Annotated in this window: 13 protein-coding genes; 7 read left to right on the top strand and 6 right to left on the bottom strand. The window is 62.8% G+C overall.

The annotated features are described in order from the left end of the window. Positions 1-105: 105 nt before the first annotated feature. The 5 genes from IVB01_RS10265 to IVB01_RS10245 all read right to left on the bottom strand — a co-directional run bounded on the left by IVB01_RS10265 (position 106) and on the right by IVB01_RS10245 (position 4,912). Positions 106-627 carry a hypothetical protein gene (locus IVB01_RS10265; RefSeq protein WP_247282044.1) on the bottom strand — a complete coding sequence of 174 codons (522 nt, stop codon included), beginning with the start codon at positions 625-627 and terminating at the stop codon, positions 106-108. A 73-nt stretch (positions 628-700) separates the two neighbouring features. Beyond that, positions 701-1,645 (bottom strand): EamA family transporter, encoded by a 945-nt coding sequence (locus tag IVB01_RS10260; RefSeq protein ID WP_247281715.1) that lies wholly within the window; start codon positions 1,643-1,645, stop codon positions 701-703. A gap of 71 nt (positions 1,646-1,716) precedes the next feature. After that, positions 1,717-2,532: an MBL fold metallo-hydrolase gene (locus IVB01_RS10255; RefSeq protein WP_247281714.1), complete on the bottom strand. Its 816-nt coding sequence runs from the start codon at positions 2,530-2,532 to the stop codon at positions 1,717-1,719. Positions 2,533-2,639: 107 nt separating this feature from the next. Next, the gene (locus IVB01_RS10250) at positions 2,640-4,166 is read right to left on the bottom strand and encodes a permease (RefSeq protein ID WP_247494482.1); all 1,527 of its coding nucleotides are present in this window, start codon (positions 4,164-4,166) and stop codon (positions 2,640-2,642) included. Further along, positions 4,163-4,912 (bottom strand): ABC transporter ATP-binding protein, encoded by a 750-nt coding sequence (locus IVB01_RS10245; RefSeq protein WP_247282043.1) that lies wholly within the window; start codon positions 4,910-4,912, stop codon positions 4,163-4,165. The genes IVB01_RS10250 and IVB01_RS10245 overlap by 4 nt, the downstream gene beginning before the upstream one ends. 253 nt (positions 4,913-5,165) lie before the next feature. On the opposite strand from IVB01_RS10245, the gene IVB01_RS10240 reads away from it, so the two are divergent. From IVB01_RS10240 to IVB01_RS10215, 6 genes are all read left to right on the top strand, one after another. Then, the gene (locus tag IVB01_RS10240; protein ID WP_247281712.1) at positions 5,166-6,041 is read left to right on the top strand and encodes a branched-chain amino acid ABC transporter permease; all 876 of its coding nucleotides are present in this window, start codon (positions 5,166-5,168) and stop codon (positions 6,039-6,041) included. Between the two features lie 5 nt (positions 6,042-6,046). Continuing rightward, entirely contained in the window at positions 6,047-7,198 is a 1,152-nt protein-coding gene (locus IVB01_RS10235; RefSeq protein WP_247281711.1) for a branched-chain amino acid ABC transporter permease, read from the top strand. Then, on the top strand, positions 7,195-7,953 hold the full coding sequence (locus tag IVB01_RS10230) for an ABC transporter ATP-binding protein (RefSeq protein ID WP_247281710.1): 759 nt from the start codon (positions 7,195-7,197) through the stop codon (positions 7,951-7,953). The genes IVB01_RS10235 and IVB01_RS10230 overlap by 4 nt, the downstream gene beginning before the upstream one ends. 4 nt (positions 7,954-7,957) lie before the next feature. Beyond that, entirely contained in the window at positions 7,958-8,746 is a 789-nt protein-coding gene (locus tag IVB01_RS10225; RefSeq protein ID WP_247494481.1) for an ABC transporter ATP-binding protein, read from the top strand. A 78-nt stretch (positions 8,747-8,824) separates the two neighbouring features. Then, positions 8,825-10,663 carry an AMP-dependent synthetase/ligase gene (locus IVB01_RS10220; protein ID WP_247494480.1) on the top strand — a complete coding sequence of 613 codons (1,839 nt, stop codon included), beginning with the start codon at positions 8,825-8,827 and terminating at the stop codon, positions 10,661-10,663. 139 nt (positions 10,664-10,802) lie between these two features. Beyond that, the gene (locus tag IVB01_RS10215) at positions 10,803-12,002 is read left to right on the top strand and encodes an ABC transporter substrate-binding protein (RefSeq protein ID WP_247281707.1); all 1,200 of its coding nucleotides are present in this window, start codon (positions 10,803-10,805) and stop codon (positions 12,000-12,002) included. Positions 12,003-12,297: 295 nt separating this feature from the next. Here the strand turns inward: IVB01_RS10215 and IVB01_RS10210 are convergent, their stop codons facing one another. After that, positions 12,298-13,029, bottom strand: coding sequence for a transglutaminase-like cysteine peptidase (locus IVB01_RS10210; protein ID WP_247281706.1), 732 nt, complete (start codon positions 13,027-13,029; stop codon positions 12,298-12,300). A 731-nt stretch (positions 13,030-13,760) separates the two neighbouring features. On the opposite strand from IVB01_RS10210, the gene IVB01_RS10205 reads away from it, so the two are divergent. Next, complete coding sequence (locus IVB01_RS10205; RefSeq protein WP_247450579.1) at positions 13,761-19,529, top strand: VCBS domain-containing protein; 5,769 nt, start codon at positions 13,761-13,763, stop codon at positions 19,527-19,529. Positions 19,530-19,548 lie beyond the last annotated feature (19 nt).

Raw genomic sequence — 19,548 nt, 5'->3', positions numbered from 1 at the left:
TTCGCTCCCTCTGTGTTTGTGCTGGGAGCCTAGCACCTCATCTCGTCACGCGGCAGCGCGCGTCATGCAACCGCACCCGTCATCGCTAGCACAGCGGCACAGTCGTCAGCCCTCGCGCCGCTTTGCTTTCACATCGACCATCAGCCGCCAGTCCGCTACGGCGGTCGGCCTGACCTCCCCGAGCCAGTGAAAGGAATTGTCGGTAATCTCCGTAAAGCTCCAGCGCGTCAGCTCGCCGGCTTCGGTCGTGCCTTCCTGTACGATGGCGTCGCCGCGCGGACGGCCGATCTGCTGGCGGAACACGCTGCGGCCTGGATCGAACCAGGAAATCCGCCACGCGGCAATGGTTGGGTCATAGATACGCAGCGTCGTGCCGTACCAATTGCCGGCGATCGGAAAGGCCGGGCTGCCGGCGGGACGAGGAATCATCCAGACGTCCTGCACGGCGCGCCCCTCCAGTACCCAGCCGAAATGGATTTCGCCTGACGCTGTGTGTTTGGTTCCATCGAGCCCGTGGGCGGTGATTTCGGCGTCCCAGTCGCCGACAAAACGACCGTAAAGCTGCAGCGCCTCCGCGTGCTCTGGGTTCGGTCCGTCCGCATGCAACAATCTCGCAAAATCTGTCATGTCGATCTCCTCTTGCGAGGAGATCAGCATGAACGTGCCTTAGCGACTTGGAGAAAATTGCCGTCCGCGGTCGTCAGGTCTTGCGTGGCGACAGATGCCTCATGCCGCGATCGGTCGCATCGTTCGTTCGCCGGCTCGCTGAACGTTCCGCCAGCCAGATGACGATGATGGAGACAATGACGAGGACCGCGCCAAGCAGCATCAGACGTGAAAACGGCTCGCCCAGAATGACGGTACCGAGCAGCACTGCGATCACCGGGTTGACGAAAGTGTAGGTCGATACCAACGAGGTCGAGACGTTCTCCAGTAGCCAATTGTAGGCGACGAATCCGATCACGCTGCCTGAGATGATCAGCCAAAGCGCCGCGGCAAGCGAAGTCGGCGAGACGTCGCTCGGCCTGAAGCTTGGGATCTCGCCCGTCAGCCAACTGATTGCGAACAACACGGCACCGCCGATCGTAAGCTGCATGCCCGACAGCAGGACGGCGGACGCCTGGTGCGACATGCTCCGGGACAGGACGGTCCCGACCGACCATGACAAGGCCGCAGCCAGGAGAAGGACGACGGGAAGAATGCTGATGCCCGCCTGCTCGACGTTCTGCCACGCCACGAGACCAACGCCGAAGAAGCCGGGCACGAGCGCAAGCAGGGCGAGGGGTTTTGGTCGCTGATCGCCGGGGAACAAGACATCGATCAGCAAGATCCAGAACGGGATGGTAGCAAGAACGATCGCTGCCGCGCCCGAAGGAATCGATTGCTGGGCATAAGCGAGCACGCCGTGGCAGCCGACGAAGAAGAGCAGTCCGCAAAGGCTCGCCCGCGCCCACGCCTGCGAGGATACGTTTGCGACCTGCCCACCGCTCATCGCCAATAGCGCAATGCCGCCGCAGAACGAGCGGAGCGCCATCAGCAAAAATGGCGGGATCGATTCTAGGCCCAATGTGATGGCAAAGTAGGTGGAACCCCACAGCAAATATATCGCGGCGAATGAGCCGAGGATAGAAAATCGTCTGCTCATGATTGCTCCGACCAAGGATGATCTTGAAGCAAACCAAGTCAGAGGACGTTCATGTGTTCCGGCTTCGCGCGTCAGACCCCGTCGAGGATGATCACGGTCGGCTTCGACGGCAGAGCATCCCGCGAGATCCGGAACGACCGCTCGATGCGCTGGTCGATCTCGAACTGCTGGCCGATCCGGCGCATGAAAGTGTCGAGCGGGGTGGCGAAGCGGTGCATCGGCAGCACCACCGAGGCGCGCAGCCGTTTCGTGATCTCGGAGATGCCGTCCAGCGACATGGTATAGGTGCCGTCGATCGGCACCATCACGATGTCGAGCCGCCCGATCTGGGCGAAATGGCTGTCGTCGAGCTTGTGATGAAGATGACCCAGATGACCGATGCAGAGGCCGGCGACCTCGAAGATGAAGATCGAGTTGCCGTCGCGGATCATGTCGGCGCCAGTATCGTCGCCGAAATAACGGCGGATGTCGGTGGTGACGTTGCGGATGAAGGTATCGCCGATGCGCTCCGATACGATCGCCGGCTGGCCGTCCACGCCCCAGCCGTGCAGCACATGGGGAATGCGCTTGTCCGGGAATAGGGTGTAGTGCGTGCTGTGCGCACGGTTCATGGTGACCACATCGGGCAGCGGTCCCACCTGATAGGCGCCGCTATAGTCGGTGGCGATGCGCAGGCCCCCGGGCGTATCGATGAAATAGGTGGAGTGGCCGGCATAGGTGATCTCGACCTCGGCTGAGCCGGCGGCCTGCCGGAACGCGACCGGCAGCGCGCGCGGCGTCGCGTTGGCCATCGCCAGGCATTCGCTGCGTTGAGGTGGCTGTTGGGCGAGGGCAGGTGCGAGGGATACGCCGAACAGCGCCAAAGCCGCCGAAACCAGTCGCCACATGCATCCGTCTCCGATGACTTCACGAGAAAGTCTAGCGTGCAATGCGGCGCGTGGCCAATGGGCTGCGATCAACAGCGCGTCAGTGTCGCACCTTTCGCTAGCGTGGCTTATTCACGCCGCGGGCTGAACTTCCAGGTGATGGCAATGAGGCTAGCCGTGATCAGGCCGCTGATAAGGCCGGCGATGGGGAGAGCGAGCAGCAGCGCCGCAGTCGCGGCCCAACCGATCGAGGAGAAGGCTTCGGCAAAAGTCGCAAGCCGCGAGGAGGTCTGGCGGCGGCGGAATTGGCTGCGCCGGGCCTGCACCCGGAACCAGAGCTGGATCGCGGTGGCGGAGGCCGCACTGATAATGATTGCGCCGGCGCTAATTGCCGCCTGGATTGGCGAGGCGAAGGCCAGCGCCGCCACCAGAGGGCAGAAGATCACGGCGGTCGCGATCAGCACCACCTCGATCTTGGCACGGATGACGCTGGATGGCGTCAGCGGCGCGGTCGCGACCAGGTCGGGCGCGTCCTCGCCCGAGATGGTCAGCCAGGCAAGCCCGCCGGCAAGCTGTCCGGCCGCCATCACGATGACAGGCGTGATCAGCGTCAGCGCTGCCGAGCTGTCGGCAAAATTTCGCCAGAGCAGCAGCGCCGGCGGCACCAGATAGAGCAACTGCATCAGGGTCTGCGAGATCAGCCAGGGATCGCGCCAGAGCAGCGAAAATTCCTTGCGCCGCAGCGCCTGCTGCCGCGATCCGCCGCGGAATGGGCGCTCCTTCGCGCGCACGCGGCCGGATGCGCCATACGCCGCCGCATCGATGGCGGTATCGGCAAAGCGGCCCGAAAAGATCGCCATGACGCTTCCGAGCAGCACGAGCCCGAGCGCGAGAAGCAGCAACAGCGCCTCGCAGTCGCCCATGGTCGCCCGCGCCGGCCACCACCAGATGCTGTCGACATCAGGCGCGTAGGCGGCGAGGCTACCCGAGGTCAGGATGGTGAAGCGCGACAGCGTGCCGTAGGACATGATCGCGGCGACCTGAAGCGCGATCACGAAGCCAGCGCCGATGACCGCGGCGAGGATCTGGGCGATCAAGCGCGTCCGCGCCGGCCCGATCAGCCGAAACAGGAGAATGGTGACGGCAATCGCGATCGCCGCCGCCGACAGGCCCATCGCGACCACGACGCCCAACGCGCTGAGCCATCGCGCACCGCCGCCGATCACCAGCACGTCGATGAAGGGCGTCGAGAACAGCAGCGCCATCACCGTGACGGTCAGCGCGATCGCGGCAATGCGGACCGAGAACAGGTTGGCCCGCCTCGCCGGCGAGGACATGATGAGGTCGAGATCGGCACGGGCGTAAAACACCCGTGTCACCGATTCGATCGCCTGCGACAGCATCAAGCTCCAGGCCAGAAAGATCGTCGCCGAGATCACGATCAGCGAGGCCTTATCGAGCGGCAGTTGCAGATCGGCGAAGCGGCCGATCACCGCCCAGGCCGGCACGTGCAGGAGTGCTGCGAAGAACAACAGGCCGATGACGGCGGCGCGCGCTCGCTTGCGCTGGCCGCCGGTCATCATGGCAAACCATTCGCGCCAGGCGAGCCGGAGCTCGTGACGAGCGAACCAGGAGAACGCGGTCGCCGAGCTCATGCGGCGTCCGGAAACGTCACCAGCGCGATGAAAAGGTCTTCCAGGCTGGTATTGTCATGGCCGTTCTGCCGGCGCAGTTCGTCAAGCGTGCCTTCGGCGACCAGATGGCCCGATGCGATCACGCCGATGCGGTCGGCCATGCGCTCGGCGACCTCGAGAATATGCGTGGTCATGATGACGGTGCAGCCGGCGCGGACGCGCTCGCTGAGGAGGCCCTTCACATGGCGGGCGGAAACGGCATCGAGCCCCGTCAGCGGCTCGTCGAGGATGATGAGGCGGGGATCGTGCACCAGCGCGCCGGCCAGCGCCACCTTCTGGCGCATGCCTTTGGAAAAGCCTTCGCAGCGTTCGTGCCGATGCGACTCGAGGCCCAGCGAGCCGAGAAGCTCCTGCGCAACCGGTTCCGAGCTGGACGGCGCGATACCCCAGAGACCGGCGACGAACTCGAGATATTCAAGCGGCGTCAGCTTGTCGTAGATCATCGGCTCGTCGGACACCCATGCCATCATCTGCTTGGCGGCGACCGGATTTTGGAGCGCATCGATGCCGAAGATCGAGACGCGTCCGGCATCGGGCCGCAGCAGGCCTGCGACCATGCGCAGGGTGGTGGTTTTGCCGGCGCCGTTAGGGCCGACCAGGGCATAGAATTCGCCGGCATGAATGGTGAGATCGAGGCCATCGACCGCCAAACGGTCAAAACGCTTCGTTAACCCCAGGACTTCCAGCGCCGAGCTGTCCGGCTTCATGACGGCCACACCATCCGGTTTTGCATCGTCCGCGACCATGACTTTAAGATGTTTCGGCACCGTGAATCTACGGCCGACAAATTCCGTTATCCTAAAGGCAAGTGTCCGTTTGTTGACAGCGCTTGGCGGTTCAGGCTGAATTGGCCTCGGACAAATGGCGCTGACGCAGCGAAACGACTGCGTAGCGACTGGACACAAGATGCAACAAGGCGGTCAGGAAGAACCGTTGGTTGCGTCGGGAGGATGCGCGGCGATGCTGGATTTCGTTCAGCAGCTGGTCAGCGGTGTTGCGCTCGGCTGCGTCTACGGCCTGATCGCGCTCGGCTTCGTGCTCGTCTACAAGGCCACCGAGGTCGTCAATTTCGCCCAGGGCGATCTGATGATGCTCGGCGGCTTCTTCGCCTTCACCTTCATCGGCATGATGGGTCTGAACTACTGGATCGGCTTTGCCGGTGCCGTGGCCGCCATGGCGCTGTTCGGCATGCTGGCGGAGCGCGTGGTGGTGCGGCCGATCCTCGGCTATCCACAATTCTCCATCATCATGGCGACGATCGGCCTCGGCTATTTCCTGCGCTCGATCGCCGGCATGATCTGGGGCACCGACGATTTGAAAATCGAGACCCCCTTCAGCCAGGGGGTGCTGCGCATGGGCTCTCTGGTCCTTGCCTACGACAAGCTCTCGGTGATCGCAGCAACAATGATCCTGTGCGCGCTGCTGTGGCTGTTCTTCAACAAGACCACGCTTGGCACTGCGATGCGCGCCAGTTCCGAGAACATGCTGGCGGCCTATTACATGGGTATTCCGGTCAAGCGCGTGGTGTCGATCGTCTGGGCCATTAGCGCGGCGGTCGCCACCTGCGCCGGCGTGCTGCTGGCGCCGATCACCTTCATCCATTCCAATGTCGGCCTCGTGCTCGGCCTGAAGGCCTTTCCGGCCGCCGTGCTCGGCGGCTTCGGCTCGATCCCGGGCGCGGTCGTCGGCGGCGTGCTGATCGGCGTGATCGAGAGCATGGCCGGCTTTTATTTGGCCGAAGGTTGGAAGGACGTCGCACCCTACATCGTGCTGCTCGCCGTGCTGCTCTTGAAACCTGAAGGCCTGTTCGGCCTCCACGTCCGCAAGAAGGTCTGAACGCCATGCGCTTCCTGTTCAAGACCGATTATGAGGACGACATCAAGCTGTTTCCGCATTCGGGCTACGTCGCCACCTATGGCGTCCTGCTCGCACTGCTGCTGATCGCGCCCTATCTGCTCTCCAGCTACCTGATGAGCCAGCTCGTCTTCGTCTGCATCTATGCGACCGTCGGCGTGGCGCTGCTGATCCTGACCGGGTTTACCGGCCAGGCTTCGCTCGGGCACGCAGCGTTCCTCGCGATCGGGGCCTATACAGCGGCGTATTTGCAGAAATACAACGTGCCGTTCCCGGTCTACTTCCTCGCTGCCGGAGTTTTGACCGGGATCATCGGCGCGATGGTCGGCTTTCCCGCCCTGCGCCTGACAGGCATCTATCTCGTCATCGCCACCATCTCCTTTGCCTTGATCGTCGAGGAGATCCTGGCGCGCTGGGAGAGCGTCACCAACGGCAATGAAGGCATGCGGGTCAAGACGCTATCGCTGCTCGGCGTCACGGTCCCGCGCGACAGCCCGACCTTCTATTACCTCTGCCTTGCCGTGCTGGTGCTGACCATCGTCGGCACGCTCAATCTGCTGCGCTCGCCGACGGGCCGCGCCTTTGTTGCGATCCGCGACTCCGAGACCGCGGCGCGCAGCATGGGCGTCAATGTTGCGCTCTACAAGGTGAAGTCCTTTGCGATCTCGGCGGCGATCACCGGTTTTGCCGGGGTGCTGTTCGCGCACAAGCTCTCGTTCATCTCGCCGGAGATGTTCACGCTGCAGCTCTCGATCGAGTTCATCATCGTGATCCTGATCGGCGGCGCCTTCAGCCTGCACGGCGCGGTTCTGGGCGCGATCTTTATCGTGATGATCGATCCGTTCCTGACTTACCTCAAGGACGACATGCCCGGCATTATCGCCGGCATCGCCGCGACATTTGGTGCGAGCTCGGCGACTGCGGGCAACATTCAGTCCAAGGTCGCAGCCTTCGCCTCGCTCAACGGCCTGAAAGGCGCGATCTACGGCGTCATCATCGTGCTGTTCGTGCTGTTCGAGCCGCTCGGCCTCTACGGCCGCTGGCTCAAGATCAAGCTCTTCTTCCAACTGTTCCCGCTCTACAAGCGCGCCACCTTCAAGCGGCAGAAGATCTACGTGAAATCGGAGCGCAACCGATGAGCTATTTCCGCGCCGAGAACCTGTCGCTGCACTTCGGCGGTCTCAAGGCCGTCGATACGGTCTCGTTCGCGATCGAGAAGGGCGAGATCCTCTCGATCATCGGTCCCAACGGCGCCGGCAAGAGTTCGATCTTCAACCTGATCTCGCGCATCTACCGGCCGACGTCGGGCCGCATCTTCTTCGAGGACCAGGACATCACCGAACAGCCGCCCTACGACATCGCCAAGCTCGGTATTGCCCGCACCTTCCAGAACATCGAGCTGTTCGAGAACGCGACCGTGCTCTCCAATCTGCTGGTTGGACGCCACCGCCATTCCACCACCCAACTCTGGCAGGAGCTGCTGTTCCTGCCGAGCGTACGGGCCAACGAGAAGGTGCACCGCCGCCGGGTCGAGCAGGTGATCGAATTCCTCGATCTCGAACCCTATCGCGACAAGCTGATCTCGGGCCTTCCCTATGGCGTGCGCAAGGTGATCGAGCTGGCGCGCGCGCTGTGCTCGGAGCCGAAGCTGATCCTGCTGGATGAGCCGTCCTCCGGCCTCAATGTCGAGGAGACCGACGACATGTCGTTCTGGATCCGCGACATGAAAAACGAACTCGGCGTCACCGTGCTTATGGTCGAGCACGACATGTCGCTGGTGAACCGCGTTTCCGACCGCGTCATTGCTCTCAACTATGGCCGGGTGCTGGCGATGGGCTCTCCGGCCGAGGTGCAGCAGCACCCCGATGTCGTCGCCGCGTATCTGGGAGCCTGAGTCGATGGATGCGACCGCGACACCCGAGACCATCTTGAAACTCTCGAACATCGAGAGCTATTACGGGCCGATCATGGCGATCCGCGGCATCTCGCTGGAGGTACCGCGCGGCCGCATCGTCACGCTGCTCGGCGCCAATGGCGCCGGCAAGACCACAGTGCTCAAGACCATCTCCGGCATCCTCGATCCGCAGAAGGGCGCGATCGAGTTCATGGGCAAGCCGATCCAGCGCATGGAAGCCGACAGGATCGTGCGGCTCGGCCTCAGTCACGTGCCGGAGGGGCGCGAAGTCTTCCCGTTCCTCTCGGTGCGCGAGAACCTGATGATGGGCGCCTATCCGCGCCGGGACCGTGACGTCGTCGCGGAAGATCTGGAGCGCGTCTACGGCTATTTCCCGCGCCTGAAGGAGCGCATCAACCAGCCGGCCGGTCAGCTCTCCGGCGGCGAGCAGCAGATGTTGGCGATCGGCCGCGCCCTGATGAACCGGCCGACGCTGCTCCTGCTCGACGAACCCTCGCTCGGTCTGTCGCCGCTGATGGTGAAGGAGATCTTCACCATCATCCGCCGCGTCAACGAGGAGCAGCGCATGTCGATCCTGCTGGTCGAGCAGAACGCCAAGGTGGCGCTGGAGACCGCGCATTACGGCTATGTCCTGGAGATCGGCCGGATCGTGATGAACGACACCTGCGACCGCTTGATGCATTCCCAGGACATCCAGGAATTTTACCTTGGCGCCAAGGAAGTGGGCGCTAGAGGCGAACGGCGCTGGAAAAAGAAGAAAACGTGGCGTTAGATGGACGAGCCCCTCCGCAAGACATAGACCGCCGGCAAGGCAGGCGACGGAGGGGATCGCGACAAGGAGGAGAGGTGCATGGCCCGACCGGCGGTGCTGACGGTCGCTGATACGATCGCGAAGAGCTTCCTGTGCGCCGTCGAGACGCGGGGCGACAGGCCGGCGATCCGCGAGAAGAAGTTCGGCATCTGGCAGCCGACGAGCTGGCGCCAATGGCTGGATATCTCAAAAGAGGTCGCCTATGCGCTTCGCGCGATCGGCTTCATGCCCGGCGACGTCGCCTCCATCATCGCCAATGCCGTGCCCGAATGGGTCCATGCCGACATGGGCATCCTGTGCGCCGGGGGCGTCTCCTCCGGCATCTATCCCACCGACGCATCGTCCCAGGTCGAATATCTCGTCAACGACTCCAGAACAAAGGTGATCTTCGTCGAGGACGAGGAGCAACTCGACAAGGTCCTCGCCTGCCGGGCGCGCTGTCCTACCTTGCAGAAGATCATCGTGTTCGACATGGAGGGCCTCGGCGGTTTCTCCGACGACATGGTGATGTCGCTCGACGAGTTCCGCGCGCTCGGCCGCAACCACATGGTCGGCCGCGAGGCGCTGTGGCAGGAGATGATCGACGGCCGCGGCGCCGGCGATCTCGCGATCCTCGTCTACACGTCGGGCACGACAGGTCCGCCGAAAGGCGCGATGCATGCCAACCGCAGCGTGACGCATCAGATGCGGCACGCCAGCGACTTCATTCCCGCGCAAGAGGACGAGGACCGGCTGATCTTTCTGCCGCTCTGTCACGTTGCCGAGCGCGTCGGCGGCTATTACATCTCGGTCGCGCTCGGCTCGGTGATGAACTTTGCCGAGAGCCCGGAGACCGTGCCCGATAATTTGCGCGAGGTGCAGCCGACCGTTTTCCTCGCAGTGCCACGGATCTGGGAAAAATTCTATTCCGCGATCACCATCGCGCTGAAGGATGCGACGCCGCTCCAGCAATGGGTCTATCGCCGCGCCATCGGCATCGGCTACCGCATGGTCGATTGCCGGCTCGAGGGCAGGAGGCCGCCGCTGATGCTGCGCCTCGCCAACCGTCTCGCCTATCGCGTCGCTTTCCGCAACATTCGCCGCATGATTGGGCTCGACCGCTGCCGCATCGCCTTCACCGGCGCCGCGCCGATCGCCCCCGAACTGATCCGCTGGTATCTCGCGCTCGGCATCGACATGCACGAAGTCTATGGCCAGACCGAGAATTGCGGGGTTGCCACCATGATGCCGGCGGAGCGGATCAAGCTCGGCTCGGTCGGCACGGCCGTCCCCTGGGGTGAGGTCGTGCTGTCGCCCGACGGCGAGATCCTGATCAAAGGCGACTTCCTGTTCATGGGCTACCTGAACCAGCCGGAGAAGACCGCCGAAACCATCGATTCCCGCGGCTGGCTGCACACCGGCGACGTCGGCACCATCGACAATGAAGGCTTCGTCCGCATCACCGACCGGATGAAGGACATCATCATCACCTCGGGCGGCAAGAACATCACGCCGTCCGAGATCGAGAACCAGCTCAAATTCTCGCCCTACATCTCGGACGCCGTGGTGATCGGCGACAAGCGGCCCTATCTCACCTGCCTCGTCATGATCGACCAGGAGAATGTCGAGAAATTCGCGCAGGACCACGACATCCCGTTCACCAATTATGCCAGCCTGTGCCGGGCGACGGAGATTCAGGACCTGATCTGGCGCGAGATCGAACAGGTCAATGGCAATTTTGCCCGCGTCGAGACCATCAAGAAGTTCTACCTGATCGAGCGCCAGCTCACTCCGGAAGACGAGGAACTGACGCCGACCATGAAGCTGAAGCGCGGCTTCGTGAACAAGCGCTACGCTGCCGAGATCGAGGCGATGTATCGCCAGCGTGCGGTGGCGTGACTCACATGCCCCCGGAAGAGTGGGAGTCGGTTTCCCGACGGGGCATGTGCAGAAAAGAAAAGCGAGCCCATTCAAGCAAGCGGAGGAGCGATGGCCCTCGACCTTCGTCCAACACGGGCCTTTAGGAGAGGAGACGTCAATGTCGAAATCGTTCAGCGCGTTCGGCCTTGCTGTGAGTGCCGTGGTGCTCACCTGTCTGCCGGCCGCGGCGCAAACCAAGGTCACCAACGAAGGCATCTCGGCATCCGAGATCGTTATCGGCACTCACCAGGACCTGTCGGGACCGATCAAGGGTTGGGGCGTCCCGGTTGCAAACGGCATGAAGATGGCGACCGAGGAGATCAATGCGTCCGGCGGGATCAACGGCCGCAAGATTCGACTGGTCATCGAGGACAGCGGCTATGATCCGAAAAAGGCCGTGCTGGCGTCGCAAAAACTGATCGAGCGCGACAAGATCTTCGCGATGGTGGGACCTATGGGATCACCGACGGTCCTCGCCGCGCAGGACATCCTCTTCGACGCCGGCGTACTGCAGCTCTTCCCGCTGACGGCGGCCGAGTTCACCTTCAAGTTCGATCCGGCCAAGCCGCAGGAGCGACTGAAGTTCAACAACCTGTTGCCTTACGTCGAGAGCACGCGGGCCGCGCTGAAATACATGATGGAGTGGAAGGGCTTCAAGAAGCCCTGCATCATGCATCAGGATGACGAGTACGGTAAGAACGTGCTCGACGGCTTCAACCAGCAGCTCACCGCGATGAAGGCTCAGCCGGCTTCGATCACGAGCTACAAGCGCGGCGCCTCCGACTTCAGCGCGCAGATCGCCAAGATGAAGTCCGACGGCTGCGACCTCGTCGTGCTCGGCACCGTGCTCCGCGAGACCATAGGAGCGATGACCGAAGCCAAGAAACTCCGCTGGGACGTCACCTTCCTCGGTGCCACGCCGACCAACGTGATGGAGGTGCCGATGCTCGGCAAGGAAGCCGTCGAAGGTCTCTACGCCGCCAGCGGCTTCGAGATTCCCTACGAGGACACCGCCAAGGGCAAGGTCAAGGACTGGCTGGTGAACTACAAGAAGATGTTTGGCACCGACGCCAACACGCAGGCGATCATCGGCTACAACGCGGTGATGACGTTTGCGTTCTACGCGGAGAAAGCGGGCAAGGATCTCACAGGTCAGAAGATGCTGGACGCGCTCGAGTCGGGCGAGAAATTCCTCGACATCTTCAACTCGCCCCCGACCAAGTTCTCCAAGACCGATCACCTCGCCAACACGATCACCCAGGTACAGCAGGTCAAGGGCGGCCGTTGGGTGCTGGTGAAGGACAATCTGATGTTTTGATGCGCTCGCTCTTGCCGCGCGAACGGTGCACCCTCTCCCCTCGTCGGAGAGGGTCGCTTCGCGAATGCGAAGCCGGGTGAGGGGTTCTATTCTCACGAACAGTCTTGCGAGCGCAGACAGACCCGGCGCTTCGCGCCACCTTCTGCCGCAGGAGAGAAGGAAGAAAGCGCGACCGGCTACGATCCCCCACCCGCCGTCCCCGAATTCACCGGGGCCAGTTCGTCCTCCCGGCAACGCCAGCCGTCGGGCAGCGCCTTGCGCCGGCCCGTTGTCTTCATGCGCGCTACAAAGTGGATCACCGCGGCTCGGTGGCTGCGATCGAGAACCGCGCGGGTTCGTCGACATATTTCATCACGGCCGACTGGTAGAGCACGAACAGCGGCTGGTAGCTCCGCGCAGCGTCGTCCTCGACCATCGCCATGCGGCGGTTGTCGAGCATCAGCCAGTGGCCGTCGAGCCGCGCGGCGGCCACGGCATGCGCCTCGCCGGCGCGGGTGTCGCGCACCACGACGATGCGGAGGTCTTCAGCGGCAATGCCGGCGAGCCGCAGTGCGGCGAGCTTGGCAATAGCGTAGTCTTCGCAATCGCCGGCGCCGCGCTGGAAGGTCGCAAGCGGCGAGCTCCAGACGTCATTGGTGCCGTCATTGACGGCCCGGATGGCGAAGTTGACGGCGCGGTTGGCCTCGCCCAGCCGCGCATGGCCGTCGCGATCACGAGCCTGGTCGACGATGGCGAGCAGCTTCAGGGCCGCAGGCGATGCGCAATTGTCCCGATCGCCATCGCACAGCGCGAGCTGCACCATGTCGTCGTCGAGCTTGTCCTTCAGCGCGAGCCATTTCCGTTGCAGGCCGCCCGACGAGATGGCGAAGGCGAACACGCCGAAGGGCTCGGCGGATTTGCGCACAAGGACGCCGGCGCCGGGCGACAGCAGCGTGCCGGCGCGAAGCTCGGCGGCCGATCCGAGCAGGACCAATCCGCACATAACAAGGATTGCGCGCCAAGCGCGCCAGCGACCAGCGGTCTCCATCTGACATCCCCTTCCGGGCTTCGCGAGATCCCTCTCGATCTCGACGTGCCGGCTTTGTTGCTTTCGGGCAGATAGTGCGAGATGGGCCGTTTTGTTCTGCTTAACGCGCCCGGCAGGGGTCACAAAACCGGGGAACAGGCTGAAACGCGCCTGCTCATATTGCGTAAAATTTTACGCAGGCAAGGGGGACGCCACCCACGCGAGAATGGAACTAATTGCAGGTGCTGATCGTGCGCTCGTAATTTCACGCCCTATGCCTAACGACCCGCTATTTCACGCGTTCTGTTAACTGGATCACAGATTTGGTTCCATGTTTGCCCCAGTGTGCTGCCGGGTATTGGAATAGAAGATGACACAAGTATTCGTTGCCTACTCTATACTTTAGAATACGTGAGGATCGACGAAATTAGCTCCAACATGGGAAAATTATACTTCCAAATGTTTGCGGTATTGCCGCGCATCCTCCAGGAGACTTGATTCAACGGGGCCTGTGCGGCTCGGTGACGCCGAATCACACAAGCAATAGATGGTTTCGCTAAGGACTTGGTAATGCTATGCAAGCTTAGGCAGTCGATACTTACTTAGATTTTAACCCTTTTTACGGTGCCCGGTTGAATTACGCTGGCAAATTTGACGCCACGATCTCTTTGGACGGCCCGGGTTCCCGTTTACCCGCCGATGTCCATGTCGATTTCTCTGCCAAGCCCTTTGTCGCAAAGGCACATGGCAATGTGCCCGATGGCGCGTTCGTTGTTCCTGACCCTAGCCTGATCTTCAACGGCGAGTTCAAGCGCGCAGGTCTCGACCTCGTGCTGTCCCATGAGGGTCGCGAGTTCGTCGTTCACGATTATTTCAGGGGCGACAAGCGGGCAGCGATCGCCTCGCCGGACGGCGCCCATCTCACCGGCGACATCGTCAATACCCTCACGGGCCATGTACAATATGCGCAGGCTGCGCCCGGCACCGCAGCGGCCCAGGTCATCGGTCACGTCACAAAACTCTCCGGCAGCGCGTCCGCGATCCGTAACGGCGTGTCGGTCATCCTGAACAATGGCGACAATGTCGAGAAGGGCGACGTGGTCTCGACCGGCGCCGATTCGACACTCGGCATCACCTTCATCGACGGCACCGTGTTCGGCCTGTCCTCCAATGCGCGGATGGTGCTGAACGAGATGGTCTACGACCCCAACGGGTCGAGCAATTCCTCGCTGCTGAGCCTGGTCGCGGGCACCATCACCTTCGTCGCCGGCGAGACCGCTAAGCACGGTGACATGAAGGTCGACACGCCGGTCGCCACCATGGGCATCCGCGGCACTGCGGTGCTGACCCAGATCAACTTCGTCGTCCCTGCCGGTGGCGGCGATCCGCAGCCGCAGGCGAGCTTCCAGGTGCTGGTCGAGCCGAACGGCACCACGGGCTCGTACATTCTGTTCGACAAGATCACGCTGCTGCCGATCGCGACGGTCAACCAGGCCGGCCAGATGATCCAGATCAGCGGCGGCAACATCTCGATCACCAATGCGCTGATGTCGCCGGACGTGCAGAAGCTGATCACGGACGTGTTCACGCTGAAGTTCACCGATAACAACAGCAACACTAAGCTGACCACGAACTTCACCGACACGATCACGCAGACCAGCGACGGGATCTTGATCAAGACCCCGGCCGGCTACATCGTGACCGCGGTCTTCACGAACTTCAATCCGCAGGGACAGGAAGCCCCTAGCAACTCTACGCCCACGGCCACCCGTGTTCCCGGCCAGCCGCTGGTGCAAAGCCTCGATTCCAGCGGCAATGTGAAGACCGCGTTCGCGCTCACCGAGCGCGCGGACGCCACGGGCGACACAACGCATGCCGACACTGTCTCAGGCCGGATCACCTTCGTCGACCAAAACCTTGGCGACCGGCCGTCGGTGTCGGTGAGCCTCGCCGAGGCGCCGAACTACGTCTACAAGAACGCCGGCCAGCAGGACGTCACCGGCTCGCTCACCGCGCTCCAGAAGCAGGACATCGCGGCGACGCAGATCCAGATCAGTGTCGTCGCCGATGGCGGCAACACCAACAACGGCTCGGCGGTCTGGACCTACACGATCCCCGACAACGTCTTCGACTTCCTCGCGGCCGGTGAAACGCTGACGCTGACCTACATGGTTCGCGTCGATACCAATTTCGCAGTGAGCCCGGAGTCCAAGTTCATCCCGATCACCATCACGATCACGGGAACGAACGACAAGCCCACCGTGGCGACATCGGGTGGCACCGTCATCGAGAAGGTCGGGACCGGCAACCAGGCTCTGGACACCATCACGGGCACGGTCAGCTTCACCGACGTCGATCTGACGGACCGGCCGATCGTGAGCGCGGCGCTCTCGTCGACCCAGCCGTTCAAATATCTCGATGCCGAAGGCAACGATATCAGCGCGACGCTGACGGCGGAGCAGCGCGCCGCGATCGCCGCCGTCGAGGTGCCGCTGACCGTGGTGCAGGGCGCGGGAAACAGTAACAACGGTTCGGCCACCTGGACCTACAGCGCTCCCGACCATCTCTTCGATTTCCTCGCCGAAGGCGAAAAGCTGATCCTCAACTACGTGGTGCAGGTCGATGACGGGCACGGCGGTGTGGTCAGCACGCCGATCACCGTGTCCATCAACGGTGCGGACGTCAATGTCGAGGGCACAAACGACCTGCCGACGATCGTCGAAGACTCCACGATCCCAACCGGCGCGGTGATCGAGGACACGGCGGGGACGCTCGCGGCGAGCGGCACGATTACCTTCAACGACCCCGATCTCACGGACACGCACACCGCGAGTTTCGCGCTGAAGTCGACGACGTCGAGCTCGCATTTACCCGGCTTCAGCGACGGCACCTCGCATATCGGCACTTTCGCGCTTGCGGCGGTGAGCGAAAGTCCCGGCGTCAGCACGCGAGGGTCCGTGGGCTGGACCTTTACGCTCCACGATAACGATCCGGTGCTCCAGTCGCTGGCCGAAGGCCAGACCATCAAGCAGGTCTACACCGTTACGGTCGACGATCATCACGGCGGGACGGTCACCCAGGACGTCACGGTGACCATTACCGGGACCAACGATGCGCCGACCGTTACGAGCGATGCCGACGCGGCAAGGGGGAGCGTCACCGAGGATGCCAGCACGACGCTGTCAACCTGCGGCACGCTGGCGATCAAAGATCTCGATCTGATCGACACTCACACCGCGACGGCGGTGTTCAGGTCGTCGACGTCGAGCGCGCAATTGCCAGGCTTCGACGACAACACGCCTCTCGGGACCTTCACGATCGATCCGTCGGTGGCCGAATCCAGCAGCGACACCGATAACGGTGCCACGCTGGGCTGGCATTTCGTGCTCAACGACAACGACCCGGTGCTCCAGTCGCTGGCCAAAGGGCAGACCATCACTCAAGTCTATACCGTCACTTTCACCGACGATCACGGTGCACAGGTTTCTCAGGACGTTACGGTCACCATCACCGGCACCAATGACGCGCCGACGATGACCAGCAGTGCCGCGGACGCCGCCGGAGCTGTGACCGAGGATACTTGCGCGACGCTGTCGATCGACGGCACGCTCGCGATCCAGGATCTCGACCTGATCGACGTTCACACCGCGCAGACCGTGTTGAAGTCGTCGACGTCGAGCGTTCATCTGCCGGGCTTCGACGACGGTACGCCACTCGGGACCTTCACGATCGATTCCGCGCTCGCGGAGTTCAACACCGACACCGATAATGGCGCGACGCTGGGCTGGCACTTCAGCCTCGACAACAACGATGCGGTGCTCCAGTCGCTGGCGCAGGGCCAGACCATCACCCAGGTCTACACCGTCACCTTCACCGACGATCACGGCGCGCAAGTCTCGCAGGACGTGACCGTCACGATCAACGGCGGCAATGACGCACCGACAATCACCAGCGATGCCGCCGCGGCAACGGGCGCGGTCACCGAGGATGAGGGCTCGTCGCTGTCGGCATGCGGCACGCTGGCAATCCAGGACGTCGACCTGATCGACACCCATACGGCACAGTGGTCGTTCAAATCGTCGTCCGTCAGCTCGGCTCTGGCGGGCTTCGGGACCGGTTCGCATATCGGCACTTTCTCGATCGATTCGTCGGTGGCTGAATCCGGTAGCGACGCCAGCAACGCTGCGACGCTGGGCTGGCACTTCACCTTGGACAACAGCGATCCCGTGCTGCAGTCGCTGGCGGAGGGACAGACCGTCACCCAGGTCTACACCGTCACGTTCGACGATCATCACGGCGGCACCGTCAGCCAGGACGTCACCGTCACGATTACCGGCACCAACGATGCGCCGGCCGTTTCCTATGTGACGTCGGACTACATGAATTTCGACGGCGAGACGATCGCGGTTGGCGACGTGCCGACGGTCGCCACTGATGACGTCACGCTGGACGGTTGGGTGAATTGGAGCGGGGCCGCCGATCCCGGCGACGGCCAGATCCTGTTCTACAACGGTAACACCTCGACCACCGGTTTCGGTCTCCTCGGTACGGTCAACGACGATGGTACCCTGGAGCTGCAGATTCTCGCAGGCGGCGTCGATATCGAAGATACCGGCGTGGCGCTCACGGCGTCGCAGTGGCACAACATCGCGCTGACCCGCGACAACGGCACCTTCACGCTCTATCTGGACGGAAAGCTCGAATATTCGCAGTCATGGGCGTTCAATCCGATCGACGGCAGCCCGTCGAATCCGTCGGCGTCCTACATGATGATCGGTGCGGCTAGTCATGAATGCGGGCCCGGCTATAAGGGGGAGGGCTTCACCGGCTCGATCGCCGATGTCAGCGTCTGGACCACCGCGCTCACGCAGACGCAGATCCAGTCGATCGATTTCACCGGCCTCACCGGCAACGAGGCGAATCTTGCCGCGTATTATCAGCTCGGCGACGGCAACGGGACCACGGCCGCCAATACGGTCAACTCCGCCCACAGCCTCGCGATCGAGGGTACTGCGGACTGGGCCAGCGGGACCTCCGGGCCGGGCGGCGCCGTTGCCGGTCTGATGGAAACCAATGCCGGCCAGCTCTCGCATGGCGTGCTGACGGTCTCCGAGGTCGACGCGAGCGACCACGTCACGGTGTCGGTCAGCCAGGTGCAGGTCTCTCTCGATGGCGTGCCGCAAACCGGCTGCGTCGGCGGGCTGTCGCATGCAGATCTTTTGAACTATCTCACCGTGCCGTCCGGCGACATCCTCGATGGCACGGCCACCTATGCCCAGTTCTCCTGGTGTTTTAATTCGGGCAGCCAGGCCTTCAACTTTCTCGCCGCCGGCCAGACGCTGTCGCTGCAATACACGATCGTTCCGTCGGATGCCGAGGGCGCTGGCACAGGCGCAATCGTCACAGTCAACATTGCCGGCAGCAACGATGCGCCGACGCTGTCCGATCTTCACATCGGCCCGCTCACGGACACCGCCGAGGACGACACCTTCTCCAACCTCACCGGGCAACTGGCCGGCACCGACTCCGATAGCGGCGAGACGGCGACGCTGACCTTTGCCGTCCTGAACGCGGATCACCATGCCACGACGACAGTTGCGGGACTGTACGGTTCGCTCACGGTCAACCCAGACGGCAGCTACAGCTACGTTCCCAATGCAGGGGCCATCAACGCGCTGTCGGACGGGTCCTATGCGGATATTTTCACGGTCCAGACCACGGACGCGCATGGTGCCACCGGCACGGCAACGCTCAGGGTAGACGTGACCGGCGCCGACGACGCCAGCGGCCCGGTCATCGACACCACGAGCTTCTACGTCTGGCACGACAACGAGAGCAACACCGACTTCATCACCGGTCTCTCGATCATCGACACCGATGCCGACGCTGCGACGGATGAGTTCCAGATCACGACCGTAACTGCACATGATCCGGACAGCAGTGTCGCCCCGGGGGCGGCGTGCGGCTCTCTCGATGACATCAACTTGGCCCTCGCGGATGGGGTCATTTATGATCCGGGCCAAACGCCGCCGGACAACGATCAGATCACGCTGACGGTGAAGGACAGAACCACCGGCCTGTTCGATACCGTCCACTTCCTCTTCAACGAGGCGGGGGACACCGGCCAGGGCATCACCCTGGAGGGCACCGGCGGCAAGGACGTCATCTTCGCGACCGACACCGGCGACACGCTGATCGGAGGCGCCGGGAAGGATCAGTTCGTGTTCTCGCCGGGTTCGATTGGTTATGGCCCCGAAAACTCCAATACGGATTTCACGCACACCATCATCGATTTCACGACCGGGCTGGACAAGATCGACCTGCGGCAGTTCTCGGACGTCAACTCCGTCGGCAATCTCACCATCGTCCAGCAGCAGGGCTCCGGCGACACGCTGGTCAATTGGCATCAGCAGGTCACGCAGCCCGAGGGCGCGCCGGTCACGGAGAACGAGTCGCTGCTGCTGAAAAACGTGATCGCGGCAAATCTCAAGGCCAGCGATTTCATCTTCCACATGACCTGATCGCCGCCCGGGAGCTCCC

Origin of the sequence: Bradyrhizobium sp. 164, from assembly GCF_023073715.1 — a bacterium.
Taxonomy (GTDB): domain Bacteria; phylum Pseudomonadota; class Alphaproteobacteria; order Rhizobiales; family Xanthobacteraceae; genus Bradyrhizobium.
Note: the sequence above shows the minus strand (reverse complement) of the source record. Positions and strands in the feature narration are given on the sequence as shown.

Bases quoted from the DNA above. Each gene is read 5' to 3' on its own strand.
- IVB01_RS10265 (WP_247282044.1), bottom strand. From the start codon at position 627: ATGACAGATTTTGCGAGATTGTTGCATGCGGACGGACCGAACCCAGAG.
- IVB01_RS10260 (WP_247281715.1), bottom strand. From the start codon at position 1,645: ATGAGCAGACGATTTTCTATCCTCGGCTCATTCGCCGCGATATATTTG.
- IVB01_RS10255 (WP_247281714.1), bottom strand. From the start codon at position 2,532: ATGTGGCGACTGGTTTCGGCGGCTTTGGCGCTGTTCGGCGTATCCCTC.
- IVB01_RS10250 (WP_247494482.1), bottom strand. From the start codon at position 4,166: ATGAGCTCGGCGACCGCGTTCTCCTGGTTCGCTCGTCACGAGCTCCGG.
- IVB01_RS10245 (WP_247282043.1), bottom strand. From the start codon at position 4,912: ATGAAGCCGGACAGCTCGGCGCTGGAAGTCCTGGGGTTAACGAAGCGT.
- IVB01_RS10240 (WP_247281712.1), top strand. From the start codon at position 5,166: ATGCTGGATTTCGTTCAGCAGCTGGTCAGCGGTGTTGCGCTCGGCTGC.
- IVB01_RS10235 (WP_247281711.1), top strand. From the start codon at position 6,047: ATGCGCTTCCTGTTCAAGACCGATTATGAGGACGACATCAAGCTGTTT.
- IVB01_RS10230 (WP_247281710.1), top strand. From the start codon at position 7,195: ATGAGCTATTTCCGCGCCGAGAACCTGTCGCTGCACTTCGGCGGTCTC.
- IVB01_RS10225 (WP_247494481.1), top strand. From the start codon at position 7,958: ATGGATGCGACCGCGACACCCGAGACCATCTTGAAACTCTCGAACATC.
- IVB01_RS10220 (WP_247494480.1), top strand. From the start codon at position 8,825: ATGGCCCGACCGGCGGTGCTGACGGTCGCTGATACGATCGCGAAGAGC.
- IVB01_RS10215 (WP_247281707.1), top strand. From the start codon at position 10,803: ATGTCGAAATCGTTCAGCGCGTTCGGCCTTGCTGTGAGTGCCGTGGTG.
- IVB01_RS10210 (WP_247281706.1), bottom strand. From the start codon at position 13,029: ATGGAGACCGCTGGTCGCTGGCGCGCTTGGCGCGCAATCCTTGTTATG.